Raw genomic sequence first — 25,348 nt, 5'->3', positions numbered from 1 at the left:
GCACGGGCCGGGTCCGATGCGCTGAAGTCCGGGCATGAGGTGGAGGAGCAAAGATGGCTTGTCAATGGCGACAGGTCGCCACTGGCAGCAATTGATCCCCGCTGGGGACCTGAAACAGCACGCCGACCTGACGGCGGCCGGGCGTAAGGATATTAGCTTCGACTTATGGAATCGCTGAAATTAAAACCACTGTACCGGCGGCAGGTGCCGCCGGCAAGGAAGACCGCCAGTGGTGAGCGGCTATGTCAGGTGAGCGTCAATGCGAGGTTGGTTGCGCCCTCAGTTTCTCAATCGCATCCTTGAGTGCCAGCTTGCGTCGCTTGAGATTTACGATGTCGAGATCGTCCACCGACGGGTGGTTCATCGCGTCATCGATTTCGCGTTCGATGTCGCCGTGTTTCCGCTGCAACTCATCAAGATGGGATGCAAGAGACATGATTGGTTCTCCCTTTCATGGTTTCCTCGATTGCAGCCGTCAAAGGCACGTCCACCGCAGGTCGCATCTGTGACGGCACAATGACAGTGTGCCACCATCAGCCAGCGATGTCGAATGCTGCGTGGTAGCATTCCACGACAACGTGAAGTGTGATATGGGCTGCGCGCCGGTGGCAGAAATTGCCGCCCCCGCCCAACCAGGCCCAGTTTTGGGCGCCGCAGACGTGCAGACGGTAGAGAATGTCCGATCAGGAACAGGCCGATACTCGCCTCGAATTTTCCCGGCTGAAGCAGGAACACGCCGATTTCGATGCCGCGATCAACGCGATGATCGCCATGAATTGCGACCCGCTGCAGATCCAGCGCATGAAAAAGAAGAAGCTGGCCCTCAAGGACCGGCTGATGAAGCTGGAAGACAAGATCATTCCAGACATTATCGCCTGAGACGCGGACGCCTCGCGCCCGCCGGCACTTTCCACCTACCCCCCAATCGAAAGCCCGGCGGCGCGGCGGCGCAGCAGGCCGATGAGATCGGCGGTCCGCTCCTCCGACGTGTCGATCGGAACCACCAGGCACATCGTTGCTTCGACCTTGCGTGGCGCTGAAAAGACCGGCACGGCGAGGCATTTCGTATAGGCGTCGACCAGACCCGAGGTGACGCAGTAGCCGGCCACCCCTGCCTTTGCGATATCGGCGATGAAATCCTCGAGCCGCAGCTTGCGGCCGTCGGGCAGCACGAGATCGTCCTCCGACACCATGGCTTCGATCGCCGCTCTATCCAGCCCCGCAAGCAGCAGCCGGCCCGAAGCAGTCCAGGGCAGCGGTATCTGCAGGCCGGTGGCCGAACTGATGCGGAACGGCCTGGTGCCGGGGCTGGAATGGACGATCGTGTAACGGCCGCTCTGCAGCATGCACAGTTCCGAGGTCTCGCCGGTCTCGCGCGACAGATGATCGACCTCCTGGCGCCCGCGTCGCAACAGGTCGTTGCCGCGCACATAGTCCATTCCGTAGAGGTAGAGCTTTTTGCCGAAATAGACGCGGTTGCCGTCGCCGGCCATTTCCAGCAGCCCGGCATCCACCAGGGACCGCACCAGCGTGTAGGTGGTCGAACGCGGCGCATTGACCCCCTTGGCGAGATCGCCAATGCCGATCGCACGCTGCGTCGTGTGAAGAAACTCCAGTATCTCCAAGACCCGGTTGAGGCCTTTCTCCCGGGAGCCCGGCGTCTTCTCGTCGGCTGAAACAGCCAAAACACTACCATCTTGCATTGTCGATTCCCGGTGTTAGTATCTGTCTTGTACAGGATACATGCGTCTCTTGTAAGAGACAATCTTTGATAATCGCTGTCGCGTGCATGGCCTGTGCATAGGGGAACACAACACGAAAGGAGGTCGCCGTGAACGACACATCCGGAAGACGTGATTTTCTGAAATTGGGAATGGCGGGACTTGCGACGGCAGGCGTTCTGGCAACCGTCGATGCGCAGAAGGCCGCGGCGCAAGCCGCATCCGACAGCCTGCTGCGCACCGTGCTCGACCGCGGCAAGCTGATTGTCGGCACCGGCAGCACCAACGCACCCTGGCATTTCGAGAACGATGCCGGCGAACTGGTCGGCATGGACATCACCATGGGCCGCATCCTCGCCAAGGGCCTTTTCGACGATCCGACCAAGGTCGAGTTCGTCATGCAGGATCCGGCGCAGCGCATTCCCAACGTCACCACCAACAAGGTCGACATCACCATCCAGTTCATGACCATGACGGCCCAGCGCTCGCAGCTGATCAATTTCTCCCGACCCTACTATGTCGAGGGCGTTGCCTTGCTGACGCTGCCGACCGCCGAGAACAAGACCTTCGACAAGCTGCTCGCCGGCGGTTCGGCGACCCGCATTTCCATCCTGCAGAATGTCGACGCCGAAAGCTCGGTCCACTACGCTCTGCCGCAAGCGCAGGTGCTGCAGATCGACACCCAGGCCAACGTGCTGCAGGCGCTTGAATCCAAGCGCGCCGACGCTGCCGCTGTCGACCTGTCCACCGTTCGCTGGCTCGCCTCGCGCAATCCCGACAAGTATTTCGATGCCGGCAAGAGCTGGTATTCGATGCTTTACGGCGCAGCACTTCGGCAAGGCGATCTCGACTGGCTGACCTTCGTCAACCAGACCTTCACCATCGCCATGTTCGGCCATGAATCAGCGCTCTACGACGCAGCCTTCAAGGACTATTTCGGCCAGGAACCGCCGGCGCGTCACCCCGGCTTCCCGGTCATCTGATCCCGGATCGCGGAAGGGCGGCATTCCAGCCCTTCCGCAATCGACTCGACGCCCTTCACACCGAGGCGGATGCATGGGCTATGCCCTCAATTTCAACCTGATCTGGCGGCATTTCGACAAGCTCTGGGGCGGCCTGCTGCTCAGCCTCGAACTTGCCGTGATCTCGATCGCCATCGGCGTCGTCATCGGTCTGGTGCTCGCGGTCTGGTATGTCTCGGCCGGACGCGTGGTGCGGGCGGTGATCGCGGCTTATGTCGAATTCATCCGCAACGTGCCGCTGATCCTGCTGGTCTATCTCGTCTTCTACGGCCTGCCGACCGTGGTCGACCTGGCCTACAGCGCACCAACCTCATTTGTACTGACCCTGTCGGTCTATAGCGGCGCCTATCTGGTCGAGGTGTTTCGCTCGGGCCTCGAGGCCGTCCCGCGCGGCCAGCTCGACGCCGGCAAGGCGATCGGCCTGACGCCTTGGCAAAGGCTGCTTCATGTGCGCCTGCCGACCATGCTGCGCATCACGCTGCCGGCGCTCTCCAACACCTTCATCTCGCTGTTCAAGGACACCTCGATCGCCTCGGTCATCTCGGTGCCGGAACTCACCTTCGGCGCCCAGTGGATCAACTTCAACACCTTCCGCATCGTCGAGGTCTACCTGGTCACCACCGCCATGTATCTGGTGACGGGCTACATCATGCTTTTTGGACTGCGACTCGTGGAGCGCCGGTTCAGGGCGGCGCGCTGACATGCTGAGCCAGATCCTCTACGCACTGCCCTTCCTTGCCGCAGGCTTCGCCGTGACCTTGTGGGTCTCGCTGCTGGTCGTGGTTCTGTCGCTCATCGCCGGCGTCCTGCTGGGCGTTGGCCTGGTCTATGGACCAATGCCGCTGCGCTGGGCGGTGCGCATCTTCTCGGACACCATTCGCGGCATTCCGATCCTGGTGCTGATGTTCTTTGTCTATTACGGGCTGCCCGCGATCGGGCTGCATCTGCCGTCGTTCTGGGCCGCGGTTTCCGCGCTCACTCTGTTCAAGACGGCGCAGGTCATCGAGTATCTCAGGGGCGCGGTCGGCTCGATCCCGAAGGGACAGTCCGAGGCCGCGATGGCGATCGGGCTGACCTTTCGCCAACGGCTCACCTACGTCATCTTTCCGCAGGCCTTCAGGCGCTTCCTGCCGCCCTGGATCAATGGGGTCACCGACGCGGTCAAGGGCAGCGCACTGGTGTCGCTGCTCGGCATCACCGACTTGATGCAGGCCATCAACCAGGTCATCGGCCGTACCTATGAAGCGATGCCGCTCTATATACTGGGCGCGCTCATCTATTTCGCGGTCAACTACGCACTCTCGCTCGCCAGCCGGCGGCTCGAGCGGCGTTTCTCCTTCATCCGGGAATAGCACGATGTCCGAAGCCCCAAACGCCGGTCCGGTACTGCTCGACGTGCGCGACGTCTCAAAAGCCTTCGGCACCGTCGAGGTGTTGCGCTCCGTCAGCCTTCAGGTGAAGCGCGGCGAGGTGGTGACTGTCATCGGCCCTTCCGGTAGCGGCAAGACCACCCTGCTGCGCTGCGTCAACTTCCTCGAAAGCTACGACAGCGGCTCGATCCGCATCGACGGCAACGAGGTCGGCTACCGCGAGGCCGGAACGCGCCAGCGCCGCCGAGAGCGCGATCTTGCCGCCATGCGTGCCGAGACCGGCATGGTGTTCCAGAGCTTCAACCTGTTCCCTCACCTGACGGCGGCCGGCAACATCATGCTGGGCCTGACCAAGGTGCGCGGAAAGAAGGAGGCCGAGGCGCGATCGATCGCCGAACACTGGCTCGGCCGCGTCGGCCTCGCCCACAAGGCCGACAGCCTGCCGGCTGAACTCTCCGGCGGCCAGCAGCAGCGCGTCGGCATCGCCCGCGCCGTGGCCATGGAACCGAAGATCCTGCTGCTCGACGAAATTACCTCCGCCCTCGATCCCGAACTGGTCGGCGAAGTGCTGGCCGTGGTGCGCAGCCTGGCCGAGGACGGCATGACCATGCTGATGGTGACCCACGAAATGGCCTTCGCCCGCGACGCTTCGAGCCGCATCGTCTTCATGGCCGACGGCGGCGTCAGCGCCGTCGGGCCGCCGAAGGAGATCCTCGCGACGGAGACCACCAACGAGCGCCTCCGCACTTTCCTGGCGCGCTTCCGCGCCTCGCACTTCTAAACCCAGGCGGCCAGGCCGCCCAAGGAGCCTTCATCCATGACGCCTTATATCAGGCTCGCCGAACTCGGCCTGACGCTGCCCGAGCCGCCGACGCCGATCGCCAACTTCGTCACCCATGCCGAGAGCGGCCGGTTGATCTTCCTCTCCGGCCAGGGGCCGCTGCGCGCCGACGGCACACTTTGCACCGGCAAGGTCGGGGAGGATGTGACGGTCGAGCAGGCCTATCAGCATGCCCGGCTGACCGGGCTCAACCTGCTTGCCGTCATGCATGCCGCCGCCGGCGATCTCCGCCGCATTGCGCGCGTCGTCAAGCTGCTCGGCTTCGTCAACGCGACGCCGACCTTCAGCGACCATCCAAAGGTGGTCAATGGCTGTTCTGACCTGTTCGCTGATGTCTTCGACAAGATCGGCGGCCACGCGCGCTCGGCGATCGGCGTCGGCTCGCTGCCTGGAAACATCACCGTCGAAATCGAAGCGGTCGTCGAGATCGCCGCCTGACCTGCCACCCCACGGGATTTGCTCACATGAAAACCTATTCCGACACCGGCTCCAACACCACCATCCGCGAACGGCTGGGCTTGCGGCCGATCATCAACGTCTCCGGCACCATGACCGCGCTCGGCGCCTCGATCATCGTCCCGGAAGCCGTCAACGCCATGGCCGAAATGGCCTCGCAATGGGTGGAGATGGACGATCTGCAGCGCGCCGCGAGCACGGTTGTCGCGCGCCTCACCGGCGGCGAGGCCGGCTTCGTCACCGCCTCTTGCGCAAGCGGCATCACCATGGCGATTGCCGGCGCGATGACCGGAACCAACCTGCTCGCCATCGAGCGTCTGCCCGACGACACCGGGAACCTCAAATCGGAGATCGTCATCCAGCTTGGCCACATCGTCAATTACGGCGCGCCGATCGACCAGTCGGTCCGCGTCGCCGGCGCCAGGGTGGTGCCCGCCGGCACGGTCAGCGTCACCCAGGACTATCATGTGCGCGAAGCGATCAACGAGCGCACGGCGGCGGGTCTCTACGTTGTCGCCCACCACACCGTGCAATACGGAATGCTGTCGCTGGAGGAATTCTGCGAGATCTGCCACGCCAAGGGGGTGCCTGTCATCGTTGACGCCGCGTCCGAATACGATCTGCGCGGTTTCCTCGCGCGCGGCGCCGATGTCGTCGTCTACAGCGGCCACAAATTCCTGAGCGGGCCGACCAGCGGCATCGTCACCGGCCGCAAGGACCTTGTGCGATCAGCCTATCTGCAGAACCACGGCGTCGCCCGCGCCATGAAGGTCGGCAAGGAAAGCATCGCCGGCACCATGGCGGCGCTCGAAGCCTGGGAGAAGCGCGACCATGCCGGCATCCGCCGGCGTGAGGAGGCGGCACTCAATCTGTGGAAGGACGCTTTGCAGGGACTGTCCGGCATCGCCGCCATCATCATTCCCGACCCCACTGCCAATCCGCTCGACCGGCTGCAGATATTCGTCTCGCCCGAGAGCCGCTTCACCGCCGCCGGTCTTGCCTCGGCGCTTGCCGCCGGCTCGCCGCCGATCATCGTGCGCAACCATGAGGTCGAGCGCGGCCATTTCTTCCTCGACCCCTGTAATCTTCATCCCGGCGAGGCGGAGATCGTCGCTGAGCGCCTGCGCGCCGTGCTGACCGCGAAGGAGCGCCCGGGCGACGCGATGAAAATTGCGCGCAAGGATTCGTCTGGTGTTTTGCGCTGGCCGGATTGATCGCCAACCGACCACGCCGAAAGCACCGGCTGATCACGCGACCGTGAACAGCCGGATTTGCCCGCGCGGGAATAAATCGCCTCCTCAACAAGTCTCCTCGACATACGCCACGGCTGGCGTTGAGGAGATCGGCATGCCCCATCATCGCGAGCACAGCGAACCTGGCTGCGGCGTCAGCCGCGGTCATGCGCTGGCGAGCATGACCGTCATCAGTCCCTCCTCCGTGGCGCGCCTTCCTTTCATGGCGCTTGACACTGGTGACGCAGATGAATTCACTTTCAGCAAGGCAAGCGACTTTGCCCGTTTCCGGGGGCTTTGCTCCTGCAAGCCAGGCAAAGTCGCTGTCGCATCTTGAGGCGGCACGGCCTGTCCGCTCCGGAGGGGATCATGGTGCTGCTTTGAGCGAGAGGGCCCAGGCAGAGCGCTTCAACCAGGTGGTGCTGCCGCATCTCGGCGACGCGCTGGCGCTTGCCCGCTGGCTGACCGGCAATGCCGCCGACGCCGAGGATGTCGTGCAGGACGCCTGCATCAAGGCGCATGCCGGCATGTCAGGCTATGCCGGCGGCAATGCCCGTGCCTGGCTGCTGACCATCGTGCGCAACACCTCCTACACCTGGATGGCGCGCAATCGGCCGCGCGCCATGATGGCCGTCGGTGATCTCGGCGATCTCGACGACATGGCGGCGGCCCATGGCACCAGCCTGCCCGACGAGGACGGTCCGGAAGCGAGCCTGATCGCCAGGGCTGATACGGCGGCACTCGAGGCGGCAATCGCTGCCCTGCCGCAGCCGTTTCGCGAAACGCTGGTGCTGCGCGACATTAACGGCCTCGGCTATCGTGAGGTCGCGGCCATGCTCGACGTGCCGATCGGCACGGTGATGTCCAGGCTGGCCCGCGCCCGCGGCCTGCTGGCGTCTGAACTGGGGAGAGCGCCATGACCGGCCATGACGACGGACTGCCCAATGATCCCGAAGGTATCAGACTGATGATCCACGCCCTTGTCGATAGCGAGCTTGATGCGGCGGCGGCCCTTGCCGTGGAGCGTCGCATCGCCGCGGACCCCCGGCTTGCCGCCGAGCATGCCCGCATCCTTGCCTTGCGAGACGCGATCAGCCGCTTGCCGCGCCCCGAAGTCGGCGACGCCTTTCGGACCCGCATCGCGTCGATCGGCATGGCGGGCACCGACCAGCAGCAGGACCACGCGGAGGCGGCGCAGCCGCAGCGCGGCACGCCGTCGAAGCTCCCCGGATTGATTGCCGGCGCAGGCCAGCGACGGGAAGCCGGGACGCGTCCTTCGCAGGCGCGGACATCGCCAAGGGCACGCCGCTTCGGCTCGTTCGACTGGCGCGCCATGGCCGCGTCGATCATGATCAGCGCGGTGCTGGCCAGCGGCGCGACGCAATGGGTGATGTTCAACGGCGCGGGAGACGGCTTTGCCGCCGCTGTCGCCAGCGGCCATCGCCGCAGCCTGCTCGCTGCGAGCCCGATCGACATCGTTTCCTCCGACCGCCATACGGTCAAGCCTTGGCTCGACGCCCGGATCGGCGTCTCGCCGCCCGCGCCGGACCTTGCCCAGGACGGGTTCGCCCTCATCGGCGGCCGGGTCGAGGTGATATCAGGCCGGCCGGTGCCGGCACTGGTCTACCGCCACCGTGAGCACCTGATCACGCTCGTCGCCGAACCGCAGCAGGACGGCAAGATTATCCAGCCGGACGATCTTTCCTCCGGCGGCTTCTCGATGGTGCACTGGAGCGACGGCGCCTTCTCCTACTGGGCGATCTCCGACATGGAGCGGCCCGAACTCGACGACTTCGTCGCCCGCTTCCGCAAGGCGGCGGTATGAGCCGGATATGGCCGTCGGCATCTCGCCGATGGCCTGAAATCCTTGCGGCCCCGCGCGAATTCCGCTAAGGCGCGCCTTTGTCGCCGGGAGCAGTAGCTTGAACGATCAACGCGCCGACGTCGCCATCATCATGGGCAGCCAATCCGACTGGGCGACGATGCGCCAGGCAGCGGAGACGCTGGAGGCGCTTGGTGTACCCCACAAACGGCTTATCATTTCGGCGCACCGCACGCCCGACCGGCTCTATGAATTCGCCAAGGGCGCCAAGGCCGCCGGCTACAAGGTGATCATCGCCGGCGCCGGGGGTGCGGCGCATCTGCCCGGCATGACGGCGGCAATGACGCCATTGCCGGTGTTCGGCGTGCCGGTGGAATCGAAGGCGCTGTCGGGCCAGGATTCGCTGCTATCCATAGTCCAGATGCCGGCCGGCATTCCGGTCGGAACGCTGGCCATCGGCAAGGCAGGTGCGGCCAACGCCGCCCTCCTGGCCGCCGCCGTGCTGGCGCTCAATGACGACAAGCTTGCCCAGCGCCTCGACGCCTGGCGCGCCTCGCAGACCGCCAAGGTCGCGGCCGAACCGACGGACACGCCGTGAGCCTGCCCGCCGGATCGCCCATCGGCATCATTGGCGGCGGCCAGCTTGGTCGCATGCTGGCAATGGCCGCTGCCCGCCTCGGCTACCGCACCGTCGTGCTGGAGCCACAGCCGGATTGCCCGGCCGCCCAGGCCGCCAACCGGCAGATCACGGCCGCCTATGACGACCCGGCCGCGCTTGCTGAACTGGCCATGGCGAGTGCCGTTGTCACCTATGAATTCGAGAACGTGCCGGTGGCCGCTGCAACCGCGCTTGCCGCCAAGGTGCCGGTCTATCCGCCGCCGCGCGCGCTTGACGTGGCGCAGGACCGGGTGAGCGAAAAGACATTCCTCAACGGCATCGGCATCGCCACTGCCGATTTCCGTCCGGTCGACACCGACGACGGGCTGGCGGCGGCGCTGGAGACATTCGGCGGCAGCGGCATCCTGAAGACGCGGCGCATGGGCTATGACGGCAAGGGCCAGCGCGTCTTCCGCAACATCGAAGCCGGCGGTTTCGCCGGCACCTGCGAGGCGATGGGCAATGTGCCGCTGATCCTGGAAAGTTTCGTGCCGTTCGAGCGCGAGATTTCCGTTATCGCCACGCGGGGGCTGGACGGCACTGTCGCCGCCTACGATCCGGCCGAGAATGTGCACCATGACAGCATTCTGCACACATCGACCTTGCCGGCCGGCATTGCGCCGGCGACCGCGCGGGCCGCGAAAGACGCGGCGACGAAAATCCTGTCGGCGCTCGACTATGTCGGCGTCATCGGTGTCGAATTCTTCGTACTGGCCGACGGTTCGCTGCTGGCCAACGAGATCGCGCCCCGCGTCCACAATTCCGGCCACTGGACCGAAGCCGCCTGCATCGTTTCGCAGTTCGAGCAACATATCCGCGCCATTGCCGGCCTGCCGCTGGGCAGTCCCGACCGCCATTCCGATTGCGTGATGGAGAACCTGATCGGCGACGACGTGCTACGCGTTCCAACGCTGCTCGCCGAGCCCGACCTGATGCTGCACCTCTACGGCAAGGCGGAAGCCCGGGCCGGCCGCAAGATGGGCCACTTCACCCGCATCAGCCGCCGCGGTTAGAGCAATTCCAGAAAAGTGTGTAACGGTTTTCCGTCCGGAATTGCGTAACAACCGCTCTGATACCAAACACGCCTATTGCACCTCGTCGCTCTCGTCCTCGCCGGGACTGGCGCAAGTGGGATCGCCTTCCTTGCAATTGGCCGAGGCGGCGAGCTGCTTGATGCGATCATTGGTCAGCCCGGTCAGGCATTGCGCGACCTCCGTCGCATGGATGGACCCGCCTTGGCTGGCGGCCGTGGAATGCGTGCACTCGGCGTCGCGGAAGGCGATCCAGGCCCGTTGCGCCGCCTGCAGCAATCTCTTTCCATCGGCATCATCGGAGCTGATCAGGTCCTGATAGGCCTTGTTGAGCCTGGCGTCGGCCGCCTGATAGTCCTCGCCCGCACAGATGTTCATCATTTGCTGGCTGTCGTCGGAACGGTCGCATTCCTGCGCTCGGGCAGCCGCGCTCGCCGCCATGACGACGAGGCAGGCGGACAGGAATATTCGGCGCATGATCGTCCCCAAATCACTTGAAGTAGACGACATCATCCCAGCCGGCTCATGGCCGCGCAATGCCACGGGGCCGACATGGCGGATATTTGATGATATCAGGACGCGGAGCACGCTTGCGATCGACTTACGGTTGACATGGGCAAGGCTCCTCGTTTATGAGCCACCCACCGTTCAAAAGGCGCGTCTTCTGGCGCGCCTTAAAATTTCGACCCGGAACCGGGTTCACACCGACAGGCAAGACCATGAAGATCAAGAATTCGCTCAAGGCGCTGAAGGCGCGTCACCGCGACAACCAGCTGGTTCGCCGCAAGGGCCGCGTCTACATCATCAACAAGACCGCCCCCCGCTACAAGGCGCGCCAGGGTTGAGTTTTCGGCCGGAGGCTTTTTGCCTCCGCCCATTGATGTTTGTCGGCCTGCCGATCTTCTCACGCTAAAATCACTTTGCGGTTCCGCCGCCCGGGACTAGAGTCGGGCGATGCGGATCCTTTTTGCATTCTTGACGACTTTCCTGGTTTCCGGCGTCATCTCCCTGCCGACGCAGGCCGGTGATCGGCCGATCGCGGTCGCAGCCACGGATGGTCAGTCGGCGCCCTCCGATGCCCAGCCTGCGGCCCCGGACACTCCGGCCCCGCCAATAACGAAGCAGGCGCGGATCGACAAGCTGTTCTCCGACCTGAAACGCGAGCGCAACGAAAAGGCCGCCGAGCGCATTGCCGGCAACATCTGGAACGAATGGTTCCAGTCCGGCAGCGCCTCGATCGACCTGATGATGCAGTGGTCGCAAAAAGCGATGAACGATCGGAAGTTCGACGTCGCGCTCGATTTCCTGGACCAGGTGGTGACCTTGCAGCCAAACTACGCCGAAGGCTGGAACCGCCGCGCCACCGTGCATTTCATGATGAAGAACTACGGCAAGTCGATGGCCGACATCGACCGCGCGCTGCAGCTCGAGCCACGCCATTTCGGCGCGCTGTCGGGCCTGGCCCAGATCATGGCGGAGACGGGCCACAAGCAATCGGCGCTCGAGGCCTGGCAAAAGGTGCTGGCCATCTACCCGATGATGCGCAGCGCCCAGAACCAGGTCGCCACCCTGTCGGAAGAGCTTGCCGGCGAAGGCATTTGATAGACTAGGCGGTAGGGGAAGAGGCCGCCTATTCCCTACTCCCCTACTCCCCTACTCCCCTACTCCCCTACTCCCCTACTCCCCTACTCCCCTACTCCCCTACTCCCCTACTTATCCCCTCCGTTCCCATATCCCCGCATGAACCTGATCTATGCCGCGCTCGCCTTCCTGATGGCGCTAGTCCTTGCCCTTGTCGGCGTGACCCGCGTCGGCTCATGGCTGATCGAGCACCGCAGTCCGCCGGCCGGCGAATTCGCCGACATCGACGGCGCCCTCATCCACTATGTCCACATCCCCGCCCCAGCCGATGCGGATCTGCCTCCGATCGTCTTCATCCATGGCGCCAGCGCCAATCTCAGGGATCAGATGCTGCCGTTGAGGCCACTGCTCGAAGGCCGTGCCGAAATGCTGTTCTTCGACCGGCCGGGCTTTGGCTGGTCGGGACGCGGCCCAGGCAACAATGAGGATCCATCGGCGCAAGCCGCAACCATTGCCGCACTGATGGACCGTCTCGGCATCAGGAAGGCAATCATTGTCGGCCATTCCTTCGGCGGCGTGGTGACGGCGGCTTTCGGCCGCGAGCATGCGGACAAGACGCTCGGCCTCGTCTTCCTGGCACCGGCAACCCATCCCTGGCCGGGCGGCGCGACGTCCTGGTACTACGACCTGACCATCATTCCGGTGATCGGCCGGCTGTTCTCCGAGACCCTGAGCTATCCTGCGGGAACGTTGCGGATGGCTGATACCACGACCTGCGTCTTCTCGCCCAACAAGGTGCCGGACGGTTATCTCGTGTCAGCCGCGATCCCCCTGGTGCTGCGGCCATCGGCCTTCCGCGCCAATGCCACCGACGTTGCCGGGCTCTATCGCTATGCACTTGGCGCCGCACCGCGCTACAAAGAAATCACGGCGCCGGCCGTGGTCATCTCCGGCGACCGCGACAAGGTCGTCTACGCGCATATCCATTCCGTTGGCCTGTTGCGCGACATCTCAGGGGCCGAGCTCGTCTGGGTGCGTAATCTCGGTCACAAGCCGGACTGGATCGCCCCCGACCTCGTCATCGGCGCCATCGAGAGGGTCGCCGGCAGGGACATCGATCTGCAGGCGATTGCCAGGAAGGTGGAGGCACGGATTGCCGGCGACGCCTATGGCGTGGGCAAATGCGCCGACATCAAGGAACCTGAAGCGGAGCTCGCGCCGACCTGATGCATGCCATCCGAAAACGGTCATCGCAAGATGCCATGAGGACCTGAGCGGCATGTACTGGGCCCAGATCAGTATCCGTACGACCCTATCCCTCGCGCAGGCCGGTTTCTCCAGCGAAGAAACCACGCGGAAACCGCGGCAAGAGCGCTCAGGATCGCGGCCGATTACCGGCCGGTTTCCGATCCGACATAGGCGATGCGCAGCATGTTGGTCGATCCCGGGGTTCGCAGCGGCACGCCTGCGGTGATGATGACCCGGTCGCCCGGCTTGCCGAAGTCTTCTTCCAGCGCAATGCGGCAGGCGCGGTTGACCATGTCGTCGAGATCAGTGGCATCCGGCGACACGACGCAATGCGTGCCCCACAAAAGCGACAGCCGCCGCGCCGTGTTGAGGATCGGCGACAGCGCGATGATCGGTACTTGCGGGCGCTCGCGCGCGGCGCGCAGGCCGGTGGTGCCTGATGCGGTGTAGGTGACGATCGCCGACAGTTTCAGCGTTTCGGCGATTTCGCGGGCGGCCAGCGAAATGGCGTCGGCGCCGGTCGCTTCCGGCTCCGAACGCTGTGCGTTGATGATGCCGGCATAAGTCGGATCTGTTTCGACTTTGGTGGCGATGCGGTTCATCATGGCAACCGCCTCGACCGGATAAGCGCCCGCCGCCGATTCCGCCGACAGCATGATGGCGTCGGCGCCTTCGAAGACGGCGATCGAAACGTCGGAGACCTCGGCGCGGGTCGGCACAGGGGCGGTGATCATCGATTCCAGCATCTGCGTGGCGACCACCACAGGCTTGCCGGCGCGGCGCGCGGCGCGCGTGATCTGCTTCTGGATGCCGGGCACGGCTTCCAGCGGCATCTCGACGCCGAGATCGCCGCGGGCAACCATCAGCGCGTCGGACAATTCGATGATCTCGGCCAGCCGGGCGACGGCCTGCGGCTTTTCGATCTTGGCCATGATGAGCGCGCGGCCGCGCGCGATCTTGCGCGCTTCGGCCAAGTCTTCCGGCCGCTGCACGAAGGACAGCGCGACCCAGTCGACGCCCGTGGCGAGCACCGCGTCGAGGTCCTTGCGGTCCTTCTCGGTCAGCGCGCCGACCGGCAGGTCGGTGTCGGGCAGGCTGACGCCCTTCTTGTCGGAAATGGTGGTGCCGGCAATGACGGTGCAGACGATCGACTTGCCGTCGCTCTTCACCGCCTTCAGCTCGAGCTTGCCGTCGTCGATCAGGAGGCGATGGCCAGCCTCGACCGAACTCAGGATTTCAGGATGCGGCAGGTAGACCCTGGTCGAGGTGCCGGGCTCGGGATTGTCGTCAAGCGTGAACGTCTGGCCCAGCGTCAGCACTTCCTTGCCGTTGGCGAACTTGCCGACGCGCAGCTTCGGACCTTGCAGGTCGGCCAGGATGCCGATCGGCCGGCCGACTTTTTCCTCGACGGCGCGGATGCGTGCGACCAGCGTGCGCATCAGCTCATGATCGGTATGGCTCATATTGATGCGGAAGACATCCGCACCAGCTTCAAACAGCCTCTGCAGCATCTCCTCGGACGAGGAGGCCGGACCGATTGTGGCTAGGATCTTGACCTTGCGGCTACGTCTCATTGACTATTCGTTCCCGGGGCGGCTGGGGCGCCTCCCGTTGCGGGCTCATCGGTCAGCTGGACCATCCAGCTTGCCTGCTCGCCCGTGTCATATTCCTGGAATCCGGCGCGCTGGAAGCCTCGGGCGACGCAGTCGCTTACGCCGGCGATCTTGAACTCTTTTTCAGCCACGCACATGTTGATCGGGCCGTCCCAGCGTCCACCGCGCTCCGCGTCTTCTGCATAAAGATAATAAAACCTTGATGACAGCGGCCCTTCGATCAACGTCTTGCAGCTCGATCCTTCGATGTGCCACCAGCCCTCGGTGATCCAGCCGGCTTTGGCACGATAGCCGATGCCGACGCCGACCAGGTTCTGTGTGGCGTTGCAGACGCGGAAATCGGCGCGCGCCGGCGAGGCCATGACCATTGCCGACACGCCGACGGTCAGGATCAGGAGCGGCATGGCGAAGCCGGAGCGCATGCGCTGCCTGCCGGCGGAACCCATTCCAAAACCCCTCAAGAACCACATCAGCATCTCTCTGCGCCCCTTTTCGGAAAAGTCCGGGCGCATGTCAACGCACCGTTTCAACCAATCCAATCGATTTAGGAAGGCTCCCGGCGCACCATCCGTCGCCCCTTGCCAGATTTCAGCGGAAACCTTGGCCAAACAACGGCATTGCGCACGCGTCGTCTTCGTGGAATGACGATAGCACCCTCCCCGGAAGCCAGCGAACAGCCCATTTCCCGCCAATGACCCGATCCACAGTTTTCGCGCCATTCGACATCGTCGAGGGCGACCGCAAGCGGGGCATCGTGCTCCTGGCCGACCATGCCCGCCGCGACCTGCCGGAGGAGTATGGCAGCCTGGGGCTGCCGTCGGTCGAATTCGACCGCCATATCGCTTATGACATCGGCGCCGAAGCCGTGACGCGCGAACTGGCGGCCCTGCTGGATGCGCCCGCGGTGCTCGCCAATTTCTCACGGCTGCTGATCGATCCCAACCGCGGCGAGGACGATCCAACCCTCATTCGCCAGCTCTACGACGGCACCATGATTCCGGGAAATTATCCCCTGGCGCCGGAGGAACGCGAAAGGCGGCTTGATCGCTTCTACCGTCCCTATCACGATGCGATCGGCGCCATGATTGCATCGGTCGCGCAAGCCGCCGGCAAGGCGCCCTTCATCTTCTCGGTGCACTCCTTCACGCCTGCCATGCAAGGCAAGCAGCGGCCCTGGCACGTCGGCATCCTCTGGGACAAGGACGACCGGGTGGCGCGGCTGCTGATCGACATGCTGGCTGAAGACAAAAACCTCATCGTCGGCGACAACGAACCGTATGACGGCGCTCTGCACGGCGACACCATGTTCAAGCACGCCATCGTCAATGGCTATGCCCACGCCCTGATCGAAATCCGCCAGGACCTGATAGCGGACCAGAAGGGCGCCATCGCCTGGGCCGAACGGCTGGCGCCGATCGTTGACGCCATCGACCGCCGTCCCGATATACATGCGGTAAAGATGTTCGGCTCGCGTACCGGGCCGCTATGACGGAGGTTTCGATGACCGAACTCAGCGACGAAAAGAAGCGCGACTTCGAAGCCGCTGCCTTTCGCCGGCTGGTCGAGCATTTGCGCGAACGCGGCGACGTGCAGAATATCGACCTGATGAACCTCGCCGGTTTCTGTCGCAACTGCCTGTCGAACTGGTATCGCGAGGCGGCCAATGCCGAGGGTGTCGATCTCTCGAAGGACCAATCGCGCGAGATCGTCTACGGCATGCCCTATGCGCAGTGGCAGGCGCTCAACCAGACAGAGGCTTCGGACGCCAAGAAGGCGGAATTCGAAGCCAGGCGTCCCAAGGATCACTGAGTCCGTTGGCCCAAATGCTTTCCGAAAGAGCGCTTGACTGAAAATTGAATCGATCTAATTTGCCGGGCAAAGCCATTTTCTGACCGGATTCGCCTCATGAACGCGCCGAACGCCTTGCAGACTGCCATTCGCGGCCGATGGGCAGTCGCGGCCATTTTCCTCGCCAATGGCTTCCTGACCGGCAGCTGGGCGCCACAGATTCCGGTATTCCTGACGCGGCTGGACATCTCGAAATTCACGCTCGGCCTGCTGATCCTTTTGTTCGGGGCCGGCGCGGTCACCGCCATGACATGGTGCGGCCACCTGATCTCCAAACATGGCTCGCGCACCGTGCTGCGCTGGTTCGGTCTCTGCGGCAGCCTCGGCCTGCTGGTCGTGGCACTGGCGCCCGACGTGCCGCTGGCGGCCGTCGCCATGTTCATCTTCGGCGGCTCGATCGGCGGCATGGATGTAGCCATGAATGCCAATGCGGTGGTGGTGGAACGGCGGCTGGGGCGCGCCATCATGTCCTCGTCGCACGGCTTCTGGAGCCTCGGCGGTTTTGCCGGCGGCGCCCTTGGCGGCTTTGCCATCCAGAATTATGGCCACCTCGCCCATGCTTCGGTGGTGACCGCGCTTGCCTTCGCGGCAATCGCGGCGGCGGTCCCCCATATCGTGGCCGAAAACAGGCCGCAGGCGGCCGAGCATCATAAATTCGCTCTGCCGGCAAATCCATTGGTCTACCTGATCGGCCTGATGGCCCTGCTGACGATGATTTCCGAGGGCGCGGTGCTCGATTGGGCGGCGCTCTATCTGCGGCAGGAACTCGGCGCCGACCTCGCCATCGCCGGCCTTGCCTATGCGGCCTTCTCCGGCGTCATGGCGATCATGCGCTTTTTCGGCGATGGCGTCCGCAACCGCTTCGGCGCGGTGATGACACTGCGCGGCTCAGCCATCGTCGCAGCCGCTGGCATGCTGATCGCCGGCCTGTCGCCCTCGCCCTGGCTCGCTATATCAGCCTTTGCGCTGTGCGGCTTCGGCATCGCCAACATGGTGCCGATCATCTTTTCGGCCGGCGGCAACCAGGAAGGCATGTCGTCGGGCACTGGCATGAGCGTCGTCACCACCATGGGTTATTCCGGCATTCTGGTGGCGCCGTCAGCGATCGGCTTCGTCGCCGAGCATTCCAGCTTCGGCCCGATCTTCATCGCCATGGCGATTCTGCTGATCGTCGTCTTGCTGATGGCCGGATTGGCTCACCGCGCCGAATTCGCTCCGGATGCCGCGCCCGCCGAATAACGTTTCAATTCCTCGTGGAGAAAATCCGCCACACGGCGGATGCGCACGCTGCCGCGCACGTCGCGATGCATGGCCAGCCATATCGGGAGAGCAGGCAATGGCAGTCCGGGCAACACCTTTTCCACCAGCGGATCGCGGTCTGCCAGCGGCTCCTGGCCAAGACCAATGCCGTTTCCCGCCCGCACCGCTTCCCAGAGCACGATCTGATTGTCGGCCCTGAAGCGGAAACAGCTTCGGGTGACCGGGACACCATACTGGGAAAAGGCTCGGATCATCTCGTCGCTGCGATCGAAGCCGATCAGGGCGTGATGGACGAGATCGGGCGGCCCCATGGGACGGCCGCGCCCATCGAGATAGGAGATGGCCGCGCACGTGCAGAGCGGGATATCGCAGACCTTGCGCGCCACCAGTTCGTTCTGCGCCGGCTTGACCATGCGAATGGCAATGTCGGCATCCCGGCGCAACAAGTTCTCGACCTGATTCGACGCAACGATCTCGACCTCGATGCCGGGTTCCTCGATGCCGAGCCGCGCCATCATGTCGGGCAGCACATAGGCGGCCACCACTTCACTGGCGGCAATCCGCACCGTGCCTTCGATCGCCTCGACCGAGCCCAGCGCGAGCCGTGAAAAGGCATTAGCCTGTTCGCTCACCACCTTACCGCGTTCGAATAGCGTGGCTCCCGCTTCCGTCAGCGCGTAGCCGTTTCGCCCGCGCCGGAAAAGCGTGACGCCGAGCGCCTGTTCCAACTCCCCGATGTGACGTCCAAGCGTCGGCTGGCTTACCGACAGCTTTCGCGCCGCGGCCGACAGGCTGCCGGTTTCCGCCACGGTGACAAAGCTCTTGATCAGGTTCCAGTCGAGGTCATCCATTCAATAATGAATATCAAACCTGCACTTGTAGTCAATTTCAATTCATTGATGAAGCAATCATATTCGCCCTGCAAACACCGATACGGACTGCAACAACCAACCAGGAGTAATCCAATGACCAAGATCGCACTCACCGCCGCCGCCCTTCTCATCGCCGCCAGCACCGCTTTTGCCGGGAGCGACAAGTTTGGCTCAGGCAATGCCAGCCAGCCGGCCGTCGCCGGCACCGACAATACGACCACGACTTCGATCAGCGAATCGGAGCCGACCAATCAGAAGCCTGTCGTACCGGGCAGCAACCGCGACCTCTTCGGCAGCCGCTGAACGACGGTCCTCGGAAGATCCAGAAAGCGGCGGGCTTGTCCCGTCGCTTCACGGCAAACCCCGCACTTCAAAACAAACCCGCACTCCAAAACGAATCCCCGCACTTCAAACGAACAAGGAGACGAAGAATGACCAAGATCGCAATTCTCGGCGCCAATGGCCGGCTCGGTCGCGTGGTTGCCAAGGCCTTCATCGACGCCGGTTTCGACGTCCGCGCCGTCACCCGTACCGGCAAGGTGCCGGCTGAGCTTAAGGGCGCCACGGCTGTTGCCGGCGATGCGCTGGATCACCAATCGCTGATCAAGGCCACCGAGGGCGTCGATATCATCTTCAACGGCCTCAACCCGATCTACACCGACTGGGGCAAGTGCCTGCCGATGGCCGAAAATGTCATGGCCGCCTGCCATGCCAACGGCGCGCTGCACCTCTTCCCCGGCACCGTCTACAATTACGGCTCGCCAATGCCGGCGGTGATCACGGAAGACACCCCCTTCCATCCGACCACGGAAAAAGGCCGTATTCGCTGCGCCATGGAGGATTTGTTCCGCCGTGAGGCCGCGGCCGGCCGCGTGCGCACGATTCTTCTGCGCGCAGGCGATTTCTTCGGTGGCACCGGCAGCGGCTCCTGGTTCGACCAGATCGTCGCCGCCAAGATCAACAAGGGCATCTACACCGCGCCTGGTCCGTCCGACCTCGTGCATGAATGGGCCTATCTCCCGGACTTCGCAGTCGGCTTCGTCGCGCTGGCCCGCAATCTCGACAAGCTCGGCTTCTACGAGGCGCTGAACTTTCCGGGACACGCCGTCACCGATCTTCAGATCAAGGCGGCCGCCGAGAAGGCCGTCGGCCATCAGCTCAAGAGATGACTTCCATGCCCTGGTGGGTGCTGCGCGCCGGCAGCCCGTTCGTGGCGATGTGGCGCGAGATCGTCTCGATGTCATACCTGCGCTTCGAGCCCCACCGGCTGGCCTCGACGCGGCTGGAAGGCATCATCGGCGAAATCCCCCACACGCCGCTCGACCAGGCGGTCGCCGAGGCTCTCGAAGATATCGGCATCGCTACCGTAAATGGCACCGCGGAAGCAGCCTGACGCTCGTCGCGGCCAAGCCGGCCAGCGGCAGCAGCCGCTCAGAGCCGTCCCATCAACACCAGCACGAGAATCACCACCAGCACCACACCGACAATGCCCGAAGGTCCATAGCCCCAGGATCGCGAGTGCGGCCATGCCGGCACCGCTCCGATGAGGACAAGGATCAGGACGATGATGACGATGGTGCTGATCGGCATGACAAATTCCCCGCTCTGCGTTGCTTAGGAGACGATGCGTGGCATCGGCCTAGGGGGAAAATGCAAAGGCCGCCCGGTTGTTCCGGGCGGCCTTTGCCAGTCAGATCGGCAAGCCTGTCTATTCGGCGGCTTTCGGGTAGGCAATTGCCGGCTCGACACCTGCATCCGCTGCCGGCGTATCCGACGAGATCTCGCCCTTGCCGCGCCGGAACAGGCGGCTGAACCAGCCGCGCCGCGCATCGGGCTTGACCTTGGCGCGCGTGAACACCATCAGCATCGACGGCGTCACCACAAGCGTCAGGATGGTGGCGAAGGACAGGCCGAAGACGATCGCCGAGGACAGCGAAATCCACCATTGCGTCGACGGCGCGTTGATCGTCGTCTCGTGATGGAAGATTTCGAGCCCAAGCCCGAAGGCGATCGGCAGCACGCCGAGAATGGCCGATACCGCCGTCAGCACGACCGGGCGGGCACGCTCGCGGCAGGTCTGCAGCACCGCGTCCATCTTGTCCCAGCCCTCTTCACGCAGCCGGTCGTAGGTGTCGATCAGCACGATGTTGTTGTTCACCACCACGCCGGCCAGCGCGATGACGCCGATGCCCGACATGACGATGCCGAACGTCTCGCCCGTGATCAGCAGTCCGAGGAACACCCCGATCGTCGCCATGACCACGCAGGACAGCACCAGCCAGACGCTGGTGAACTTGTTGAACTGAGCCAGCAGCACCAGGAAGATCAGGAAGATAGCGGCACCGAAGGCTTTGCTGAGGAAGGCGCTGGCCTCCGCGCTGTCCTCGTTCGAGCCGGCAAGCTTCCAGCGTATGCCGCTGCCGAGATTCATGTCGGTGACCGCCTGGGTGACCTCCTGCTGCACGGCGGCGACCTGGGCGCCGGCGGCAACGTTGGCCTGCACCACCACGGTACGGGCGCCGTCGATGCGGTTGAGGATGCCGACGCTCGGCTTCGCCTTGCGCACGACGAAGTTCGAGATCGGCACCGATCCTTGCGAGGTCTGCACCCTGAGCTCGTCGAGCGTCGACAGCGTGCGCCGGTCCTCCGGCAAGCGCAGCCGGATGTCGACCGCCTTGTCGGCACCGGCAGGCCGGTATTCCGAAAGCTTCAGGCCGTTGGTGACGAGCTGCACCACTGTCCCGACCGAGGTCGGGCTGATGCTATACTGGGCAGCCTTGGCTCGGTCGACCTCGAGTGCCCAGTCGACGCCGGGCGGCGGCAAGCCATCGGAAATGTCGATGACGCCGGGCACCTTGGCGATGCGTGCCGCGACTTCGCGCGCCTTCTCGTCCAATCCCTTGGGGTCGATGGCCGAAAGCCTGATCTGGATCGGCTTGCCGGTCGGCGGACCGGCTTCCGGCACGCGCACCTCGACATCGACGCCGGGAATGCCGGCCATGACGCCACGCAGGTCGTTCAGGATATCGTTGGCCGATTTGCGCTCGCGCCAATCGATGAATTCGTACTGGATGACGCCGACGACGTCTTCTGGAACATCCTGGCCGCCGCCCTCGGACTTGCCGACGCGGGTATAGACCGACTTCACGCCCGGCCAGCCGAGCAGCCGGCTTTCGGCGATCTTGGTCGCGGTATCCATTTCGGCCAGCGAAAGGTTGCCGCGGGCATGCACATAGAGCAGACCGTAGTCGGGTTCGACGCTCGGGAAGAACTCGACGCCGGCTCCGTACTTCGAATAACCAACGAAGATGCCGGCCAGCAAGACGACGGTGAGCACCATCACGGTGATGGGGAAGCGTACTGCCTGCTTGACGACAGCCATGTACCAGCCATCGCGATTGCCATCCTCGTGATGCTGCGGCGCCTTGGCGAAGATCGCCCCCAGCGTCGGCGCGAAGACCAGCGCATAGAGCATCGAGGCCGACAGCGTGACGATCAGTGTGATCGGCATATACTTCATGAAATCGCCGATGATCCCCGGCCAGAACAGCAGCGGCGAGAAGGCGGCGATTCGCGTCATCGTTGCCGCGATGACCGGACCGGCCATGCGCTTGGCGGCAAGCGCGAAGGCTTCCTGCTTCGGCATGCCCTCGCTCATCCGTCGCTCGGCGAACTCGGTGACGATGATGGCATCGTCGACCAGCATGCCGACGGCCAGGATCAGGCTGAACAGCACGATCATGTTGATCGTGTAGCCCATCATGGCCAGCAGCAGGATGCCGATCAGGAAGGATGACGGAATGGCCAGCCCGATGAGCAGCGAGGCACGCCCGGACAGCGCGTAGAGGATGACGATGAACACCAGGATGACGGCGATCATCACGTGGTTCTGCAGATCGCCGAGCAACTGGTTGACGAAGACCGACTTGTCCTGCGTGTAGGTGACGTGCATGCCTTCGGGCATGGTTTTGACGAAGGTGTCGGACACCTCCCTGACCTTGGCGAGCGTGTCGATCAGATTGGCGCCGATGCGCTTCTTGACCTCGATGGCGATGGCCGGCTTGCCGTTGAGGCGCGTGATCGTCGTGGCATCGGCGAAGGTCGAGCGAATCGTCGCGATGTCCTTGGCCTGAACCACGGCATTGGGACCGGCAACCACGGGAAGTGCCGCCACATCCTCGGGCTTCTCGATCAGCGACGGCACCTTGACTGCGTATTTACCCTGCGAGCCCTCGATGTTGCCGGCGGCGACCAGGCTGTTGGACGCACCGACTGCGCCGATCAGCTGATCGAGCTGCAAGCCGTAAGACGACAGTTTCATCGGATCGATGACGACTTCGACCAGATCGTCGCGGGAGCCCTGCAGCGAACCTTCCAGAACGCCGGGCACTTCTTCGATGCGGTCACGCAGTTCGCGCGCCGCGGCCGCCAGCACGCGTTCGGGCAATTCGCCCGACAGCGTGACGACGAGCACCGGAAATTCGGAAATATTGACCTCGGTGACGACGGGCTCCTCGGCCGCCTGCGGCAGGTCGGCCTTGCCGTCCTGAACCTTGGAGCGCGTATCCTGCAGTGCCGTCGCCAGGTTCGTCTGCGGCTGGAACTCGACCAGCACGTAGCCGCCGCCCTGGAAAGCGGCCGAGCGCATCTCCTTGAGGCCCTTCAGGCTCTTCAGCTTGCTTTCCATCGGCCGCAGCAGAAGGCGCTCGGAATCTTCAGGCGAAATGCCTTGATAGATCAGGCTGACATACATCATCGGAATCGGAACGTCGGGTTCCGCTTCCTTCGGTGTCGACTGATAGGCGACCCAGCCTGCAATCAGCAGGAAGACCAGGACCGAGATGGTCAGGCGGGCATTGTTGATTGCGAGTCTGACGATATCCATGACTTATGCCTGCTGTTGCTTTCGGGAGTGGCGAACGGACATGCTGTCGCCGGGCAAGGCCCGGCGCCGGCGCCCCGCGCTACTGCGTCCCGGCGGTGGCTTCGCCGATCAGCTTGTTGATGGTCGCCTGGTCGGCCTCGACCGGCTTGACCTCATCGCCTTCCTTCACCAGTTCCTGGCCGGCGACGATGATGCGCGCGTCGGCCGGGATGCCGCCGAGCACGAGACCGGTCGGCGTATCGTCGACCAGGTCGATCGGGAAGAATGCCACCTTGTTGTCCTTGCCGACGGCGCGGATGCCGAGATCACCCTTGTCGCCGAGCGTCACCACCGAGCGCGGCAGCAGGACGGCGTCGGTCGGCAACGCGCTGAGCTGGATTTCCGCCGTCATGCCGGCCGGCACGGAGCCATCGGCATTGGGGATGGCGATCTCGACACGGAAGGTGCGGGTCGCCGACGACGCGTCACGGCTGATATAGCGCACGGTGCCTTCGACGGTCTGGCCGCTGACCAGCCTAACGCTGGCCTTGTCACCGATCTTGAGGTAGCCGAGGTCGCGCTCGCTGATCTCGCCGCGCGCGATCACCGGATCGAGCTTGAGGATGGTCGCCACCTCGCCGCCCTGCATGACGGAGCTGCCGAGTTCCACCGGCACCCGGTCGATGACGCCGTCAAACGGCGCCTTTACCTCGTTGCGGTCGAGCTCGGCCTGCGCGGTGTCCAGCAGGGATTGCGCCTGGGTCAGATTGGAGCGGGCGGTGTCGAGCTGCAGCTTCGGCAAGTTACCTGTCTTGGCCAGCCGCTCGGCGGCGTCGAGCTCGGCCTTGCGCTGCGCGACAAGCTGCTTGGCGTTGGCGGCCATCGAGATCTTTTCCTCGGCGGCGAGCATCAGCACCAGGTCGCCGGTCTTGACGTGATCGCCTTGCTTGACCGGCAGCTTGTCGATGACGCCGGCAACGCGGGTTGCAAGCACCGCGCGCTTGTCGGCTTCGGTCAGCCCGGAAATGCGGATGGCGCGCGCATAGGTCTTGCGTGGCGGCGTCACCACCGCGACGGTGCGCAGCGGGGCCTTCGGTTCGGCTTCCGCCGTCTTCGGCTTGCTCGCGTCCGGCGCCTTGCCCTGCTCGACCTCGGCTGCCTTGGCCTTGTTGGCCGCTACGCTGCCGACCGACGAGAACTCGCCTGTCGCCATCCACGCGGCGAAACCGATGAGCACAACAATGGCTGCAAGCTTGTGAAACCTGATTTTAGGCATCGTCATTTTTCCACTGCGGGTTCGGCCAGCACCGCGTCTTATGACGCGGGCGCGTCGCCGATATGGGTGCGCGCCTGACCGTGTTCAAATTGCCGTGATCGGCGAGCGCGCTTCTACATCAAAGTTGCATCGCAATATAGTCCGAAAGTTGCAGCAGCATTGCGTAGCCGGACAAGGTGTGGCAGCCATGAAACGGTTCTTCGTGACTTGCCAGTCTACTTGACGAAGCGGCCCGCCGGCTCACGCAGGCCCTGACACGCCGGCTACGGGGCGACCAGCCCCGCTCGTCATGGGCCGTCTCCGGAATACAGTCGCGATCCGCATCACGTCGCTGATTGAAGCTCGGGCACAAACCGACGATCCGCGTCAGTGCGATCGGCGAGGGACAATGGCTGCGGCGCCACGATGCTCAGCCAAAAGCTTGGAATCGCTCAGGAAAAGGCACAGCAGCCCCTTCGGATCGGGCTTGCCGATCCCAATGCACCGAAGCCAAACCAGATGCTGAAAACGCCAATGCGCCGGCGCGATAACGTCCTGACTCGTCGTGCCCTGAAACGTGCGGCGTCGGGCGCGGCGCGAGGCAGGCGCGGGCAACACCGGGTGTATTTGTCCCGTTCGCAATTCTGTATCGAG

Annotated in this window: 27 protein-coding genes and 1 pseudogene; 19 read left to right on the top strand and 9 right to left on the bottom strand. The window is 64.0% G+C overall.

What is annotated here, in order from left to right:
- Nucleotides 1–256: 256 nt before the first annotated feature.
- Nucleotides 257–436, bottom strand: a complete 180-nt coding sequence (locus tag O7A60_RS07620) for a YdcH family protein (RefSeq protein ID WP_027141862.1) — start codon at nt 434–436, stop codon at nt 257–259.
- A gap of 239 nt (nt 437–675) precedes the next feature.
- Between O7A60_RS07620 and O7A60_RS07615 the strand changes: the two genes are divergently transcribed.
- Nucleotides 676–879: a YdcH family protein gene (locus O7A60_RS07615; RefSeq protein WP_027141861.1), complete on the top strand. Its 204-nt coding sequence runs from the start codon at nt 676–678 to the stop codon at nt 877–879.
- 35 nt (nt 880–914) lie between these two features.
- Here the strand turns inward: O7A60_RS07615 and O7A60_RS07610 are convergent, their stop codons facing one another.
- Entirely contained in the window at nt 915–1,703 is a 789-nt protein-coding gene (locus O7A60_RS07610) for an IclR family transcriptional regulator (protein ID WP_337105730.1), read from the bottom strand.
- A gap of 170 nt (nt 1,704–1,873) precedes the next feature.
- Here O7A60_RS07610 and O7A60_RS07605 point away from each other — a divergent pair, with 170 nt between their 5' ends.
- The 10 genes from O7A60_RS07605 (at nt 1,874) to O7A60_RS07560 (ending at nt 10,135) form a co-directional block, all read left to right on the top strand.
- Complete coding sequence (locus O7A60_RS07605) at nt 1,874–2,704, top strand: transporter substrate-binding domain-containing protein (RefSeq protein ID WP_010911956.1); 831 nt, start codon at nt 1,874–1,876, stop codon at nt 2,702–2,704.
- Between the two features lie 73 nt (nt 2,705–2,777).
- Nucleotides 2,778–3,443 carry an amino acid ABC transporter permease gene (locus tag O7A60_RS07600; RefSeq protein WP_027141859.1) on the top strand — a complete coding sequence of 222 codons (666 nt, stop codon included), beginning with the start codon at nt 2,778–2,780 and terminating at the stop codon, nt 3,441–3,443.
- A gap of 1 nt (nt 3,444) precedes the next feature.
- Nucleotides 3,445–4,095, top strand: coding sequence for an amino acid ABC transporter permease (locus O7A60_RS07595; protein WP_140809717.1), 651 nt, complete (start codon nt 3,445–3,447; stop codon nt 4,093–4,095).
- 4 nt (nt 4,096–4,099) lie between these two features.
- Nucleotides 4,100–4,894, top strand: coding sequence for an amino acid ABC transporter ATP-binding protein (locus O7A60_RS07590; protein WP_337105729.1), 795 nt, complete (start codon nt 4,100–4,102; stop codon nt 4,892–4,894).
- Nucleotides 4,895–4,930: 36 nt separating this feature from the next.
- Nucleotides 4,931–5,392 carry a RidA family protein gene (locus O7A60_RS07585; protein WP_337105728.1) on the top strand — a complete coding sequence of 154 codons (462 nt, stop codon included), beginning with the start codon at nt 4,931–4,933 and terminating at the stop codon, nt 5,390–5,392.
- Nucleotides 5,393–5,418: 26 nt separating this feature from the next.
- Nucleotides 5,419–6,624: an aminotransferase class V-fold PLP-dependent enzyme gene (locus O7A60_RS07580; RefSeq protein ID WP_337105727.1), complete on the top strand. Its 1,206-nt coding sequence runs from the start codon at nt 5,419–5,421 to the stop codon at nt 6,622–6,624.
- A 398-nt stretch (nt 6,625–7,022) separates the two neighbouring features.
- The gene (locus O7A60_RS07575; RefSeq protein WP_337105726.1) at nt 7,023–7,562 is read left to right on the top strand and encodes a sigma-70 family RNA polymerase sigma factor; all 540 of its coding nucleotides are present in this window, start codon (nt 7,023–7,025) and stop codon (nt 7,560–7,562) included.
- Nucleotides 7,559–8,467: an anti-sigma factor family protein gene (locus O7A60_RS07570; protein WP_337105725.1), complete on the top strand. Its 909-nt coding sequence runs from the start codon at nt 7,559–7,561 to the stop codon at nt 8,465–8,467. The genes O7A60_RS07575 and O7A60_RS07570 overlap by 4 nt, the downstream gene beginning before the upstream one ends.
- 97 nt (nt 8,468–8,564) lie before the next feature.
- Nucleotides 8,565–9,062 carry a 5-(carboxyamino)imidazole ribonucleotide mutase gene (purE, locus tag O7A60_RS07565; RefSeq protein ID WP_027141852.1) on the top strand — a complete coding sequence of 166 codons (498 nt, stop codon included), beginning with the start codon at nt 8,565–8,567 and terminating at the stop codon, nt 9,060–9,062.
- Complete coding sequence (locus O7A60_RS07560) at nt 9,059–10,135, top strand: 5-(carboxyamino)imidazole ribonucleotide synthase (RefSeq protein ID WP_337105724.1); 1,077 nt, start codon at nt 9,059–9,061, stop codon at nt 10,133–10,135. Before purE ends, O7A60_RS07560 begins: the two co-directional genes overlap by 4 nt.
- Before the next feature lie 72 nt (nt 10,136–10,207).
- On the opposite strand, the gene O7A60_RS07555 is transcribed toward O7A60_RS07560, so the two are convergent.
- Complete coding sequence (locus tag O7A60_RS07555) at nt 10,208–10,630, bottom strand: lysozyme inhibitor LprI family protein (protein ID WP_337105723.1); 423 nt, start codon at nt 10,628–10,630, stop codon at nt 10,208–10,210.
- Between the two features lie 242 nt (nt 10,631–10,872).
- On the opposite strand from O7A60_RS07555, the gene ykgO reads away from it, so the two are divergent.
- From ykgO to O7A60_RS07540, 3 genes are all read left to right on the top strand, one after another.
- Nucleotides 10,873–10,998: a type B 50S ribosomal protein L36 gene (gene ykgO / locus O7A60_RS07550; RefSeq protein ID WP_006327841.1), complete on the top strand. Its 126-nt coding sequence runs from the start codon at nt 10,873–10,875 to the stop codon at nt 10,996–10,998.
- 109 nt (nt 10,999–11,107) lie between these two features.
- Nucleotides 11,108–11,755, top strand: a complete 648-nt coding sequence (locus O7A60_RS07545; protein ID WP_140509039.1) for a tetratricopeptide repeat protein — start codon at nt 11,108–11,110, stop codon at nt 11,753–11,755.
- Nucleotides 11,756–11,893: 138 nt separating this feature from the next.
- A complete protein-coding gene (locus O7A60_RS07540; RefSeq protein WP_337105722.1) occupies nt 11,894–12,961 on the top strand; it encodes an alpha/beta fold hydrolase in 1,068 nt (355 codons plus the stop codon).
- Nucleotides 12,962–13,125: 164 nt separating this feature from the next.
- Here O7A60_RS07540 and pyk read toward each other — a convergent pair whose 3' ends face one another.
- A complete protein-coding gene (pyk, locus tag O7A60_RS07535) occupies nt 13,126–14,556 on the bottom strand; it encodes a pyruvate kinase (RefSeq protein WP_337105721.1) in 1,431 nt (476 codons plus the stop codon).
- Nucleotides 14,553–14,999, bottom strand: a complete 447-nt coding sequence (locus tag O7A60_RS07530; protein ID WP_245262044.1) for a DUF1036 domain-containing protein — start codon at nt 14,997–14,999, stop codon at nt 14,553–14,555. Before O7A60_RS07530 ends, pyk begins: the two co-directional genes overlap by 4 nt.
- A 287-nt stretch (nt 15,000–15,286) precedes the next feature.
- Here O7A60_RS07530 and O7A60_RS07525 point away from each other — a divergent pair, with 287 nt between their 5' ends.
- The 3 genes from O7A60_RS07525 to O7A60_RS07515 all read left to right on the top strand — a co-directional run bounded on the left by O7A60_RS07525 (nt 15,287) and on the right by O7A60_RS07515 (nt 17,682).
- The gene (locus tag O7A60_RS07525) at nt 15,287–16,084 is read left to right on the top strand and encodes an N-formylglutamate amidohydrolase (protein ID WP_337105720.1); all 798 of its coding nucleotides are present in this window, start codon (nt 15,287–15,289) and stop codon (nt 16,082–16,084) included.
- 11 nt (nt 16,085–16,095) lie between these two features.
- Nucleotides 16,096–16,404 carry a DUF1244 domain-containing protein gene (locus O7A60_RS07520; protein ID WP_140509032.1) on the top strand — a complete coding sequence of 103 codons (309 nt, stop codon included), beginning with the start codon at nt 16,096–16,098 and terminating at the stop codon, nt 16,402–16,404.
- Nucleotides 16,405–16,500: 96 nt separating this feature from the next.
- Entirely contained in the window at nt 16,501–17,682 is a 1,182-nt protein-coding gene (locus O7A60_RS07515) for an MFS transporter (protein WP_337105719.1), read from the top strand.
- On the opposite strand, the gene O7A60_RS07510 is transcribed toward O7A60_RS07515, so the two are convergent.
- Nucleotides 17,640–18,554, bottom strand: a complete 915-nt coding sequence (locus tag O7A60_RS07510) for a LysR family transcriptional regulator (RefSeq protein ID WP_337105718.1) — start codon at nt 18,552–18,554, stop codon at nt 17,640–17,642. The genes O7A60_RS07515 and O7A60_RS07510 overlap by 43 nt on opposite strands.
- A 114-nt stretch (nt 18,555–18,668) precedes the next feature.
- On the opposite strand from O7A60_RS07510, the gene O7A60_RS07505 reads away from it, so the two are divergent.
- Together O7A60_RS07505 and O7A60_RS07500 are read left to right on the top strand one after the other, a co-directional pair.
- Nucleotides 18,669–18,878 (top strand): DUF680 domain-containing protein, encoded by a 210-nt coding sequence (locus O7A60_RS07505; RefSeq protein WP_337105716.1) that lies wholly within the window; start codon nt 18,669–18,671, stop codon nt 18,876–18,878.
- Nucleotides 18,879–19,006: 128 nt separating this feature from the next.
- A pseudogene (locus tag O7A60_RS07500) lies at nt 19,007–19,968 on the top strand (SDR family oxidoreductase).
- 38 nt (nt 19,969–20,006) lie between these two features.
- Here the strand turns inward: O7A60_RS07500 and O7A60_RS07495 are convergent.
- The 3 genes from O7A60_RS07495 to O7A60_RS07485 all read right to left on the bottom strand — a co-directional run bounded on the left by O7A60_RS07495 (nt 20,007) and on the right by O7A60_RS07485 (nt 24,715).
- Entirely contained in the window at nt 20,007–20,165 is a 159-nt protein-coding gene (locus O7A60_RS07495) for a DUF3309 family protein (protein ID WP_140810757.1), read from the bottom strand.
- A gap of 118 nt (nt 20,166–20,283) precedes the next feature.
- A complete protein-coding gene (locus tag O7A60_RS07490; RefSeq protein ID WP_337105715.1) occupies nt 20,284–23,460 on the bottom strand; it encodes an efflux RND transporter permease subunit in 3,177 nt (1,058 codons plus the stop codon).
- A gap of 79 nt (nt 23,461–23,539) precedes the next feature.
- Nucleotides 23,540–24,715 (bottom strand): efflux RND transporter periplasmic adaptor subunit, encoded by a 1,176-nt coding sequence (locus O7A60_RS07485; RefSeq protein WP_337105714.1) that lies wholly within the window; start codon nt 24,713–24,715, stop codon nt 23,540–23,542.
- Between the last annotated feature and the right edge of the window lie 633 nt (nt 24,716–25,348).

Origin of the sequence: Mesorhizobium salmacidum (SeqCode) (genome assembly GCF_037179605.1) — a bacterium.
In the GTDB taxonomy this organism is placed as follows: Bacteria; Pseudomonadota; Alphaproteobacteria; order Rhizobiales; family Rhizobiaceae; genus Mesorhizobium; species Mesorhizobium salmacidum.
This window is presented reverse-complemented; position numbering and strand designations above follow the sequence as displayed.

Bases quoted from the DNA above. Each gene is read 5' to 3' on its own strand.
- O7A60_RS07530 (WP_245262044.1), bottom strand. From the start codon at position 14,999: ATGCCGCTCCTGATCCTGACCGTCGGCGTGTCGGCAATGGTCATGGCC.
- O7A60_RS07615 (WP_027141861.1), top strand. From the start codon at position 676: ATGTCCGATCAGGAACAGGCCGATACTCGCCTCGAATTTTCCCGGCTG.
- O7A60_RS07485 (WP_337105714.1), bottom strand. From the start codon at position 24,715: ATGCCTAAAATCAGGTTTCACAAGCTTGCAGCCATTGTTGTGCTCATC.
- O7A60_RS07605 (WP_010911956.1), top strand. From the start codon at position 1,874: ATGGCGGGACTTGCGACGGCAGGCGTTCTGGCAACCGTCGATGCGCAG.
- O7A60_RS07545 (WP_140509039.1), top strand. From the start codon at position 11,108: ATGCGGATCCTTTTTGCATTCTTGACGACTTTCCTGGTTTCCGGCGTC.
- O7A60_RS07620 (WP_027141862.1), bottom strand. From the start codon at position 436: ATGTCTCTTGCATCCCATCTTGATGAGTTGCAGCGGAAACACGGCGAC.
- O7A60_RS07600 (WP_027141859.1), top strand. From the start codon at position 2,778: ATGGGCTATGCCCTCAATTTCAACCTGATCTGGCGGCATTTCGACAAG.
- O7A60_RS07555 (WP_337105723.1), bottom strand. From the start codon at position 10,630: ATGCGCCGAATATTCCTGTCCGCCTGCCTCGTCGTCATGGCGGCGAGC.
- O7A60_RS07505 (WP_337105716.1), top strand. From the start codon at position 18,669: ATGACCAAGATCGCACTCACCGCCGCCGCCCTTCTCATCGCCGCCAGC.
- O7A60_RS07580 (WP_337105727.1), top strand. From the start codon at position 5,419: ATGAAAACCTATTCCGACACCGGCTCCAACACCACCATCCGCGAACGG.
- O7A60_RS07525 (WP_337105720.1), top strand. From the start codon at position 15,287: ATGACCCGATCCACAGTTTTCGCGCCATTCGACATCGTCGAGGGCGAC.
- O7A60_RS07510 (WP_337105718.1), bottom strand. From the start codon at position 18,554: ATGGATGACCTCGACTGGAACCTGATCAAGAGCTTTGTCACCGTGGCG.
- O7A60_RS07570 (WP_337105725.1), top strand. From the start codon at position 7,559: ATGACCGGCCATGACGACGGACTGCCCAATGATCCCGAAGGTATCAGA.
- O7A60_RS07540 (WP_337105722.1), top strand. From the start codon at position 11,894: ATGAACCTGATCTATGCCGCGCTCGCCTTCCTGATGGCGCTAGTCCTT.
- O7A60_RS07490 (WP_337105715.1), bottom strand. From the start codon at position 23,460: ATGGATATCGTCAGACTCGCAATCAACAATGCCCGCCTGACCATCTCG.
- ykgO (WP_006327841.1), top strand. From the start codon at position 10,873: ATGAAGATCAAGAATTCGCTCAAGGCGCTGAAGGCGCGTCACCGCGAC.
- O7A60_RS07595 (WP_140809717.1), top strand. From the start codon at position 3,445: ATGCTGAGCCAGATCCTCTACGCACTGCCCTTCCTTGCCGCAGGCTTC.
- O7A60_RS07590 (WP_337105729.1), top strand. From the start codon at position 4,100: ATGTCCGAAGCCCCAAACGCCGGTCCGGTACTGCTCGACGTGCGCGAC.
- O7A60_RS07520 (WP_140509032.1), top strand. From the start codon at position 16,096: ATGACCGAACTCAGCGACGAAAAGAAGCGCGACTTCGAAGCCGCTGCC.
- O7A60_RS07495 (WP_140810757.1), bottom strand. From the start codon at position 20,165: ATGCCGATCAGCACCATCGTCATCATCGTCCTGATCCTTGTCCTCATC.
- O7A60_RS07585 (WP_337105728.1), top strand. From the start codon at position 4,931: ATGACGCCTTATATCAGGCTCGCCGAACTCGGCCTGACGCTGCCCGAG.
- O7A60_RS07515 (WP_337105719.1), top strand. From the start codon at position 16,501: ATGAACGCGCCGAACGCCTTGCAGACTGCCATTCGCGGCCGATGGGCA.
- O7A60_RS07610 (WP_337105730.1), bottom strand. From the start codon at position 1,703: ATGCAAGATGGTAGTGTTTTGGCTGTTTCAGCCGACGAGAAGACGCCG.
- pyk (WP_337105721.1), bottom strand. From the start codon at position 14,556: ATGAGACGTAGCCGCAAGGTCAAGATCCTAGCCACAATCGGTCCGGCC.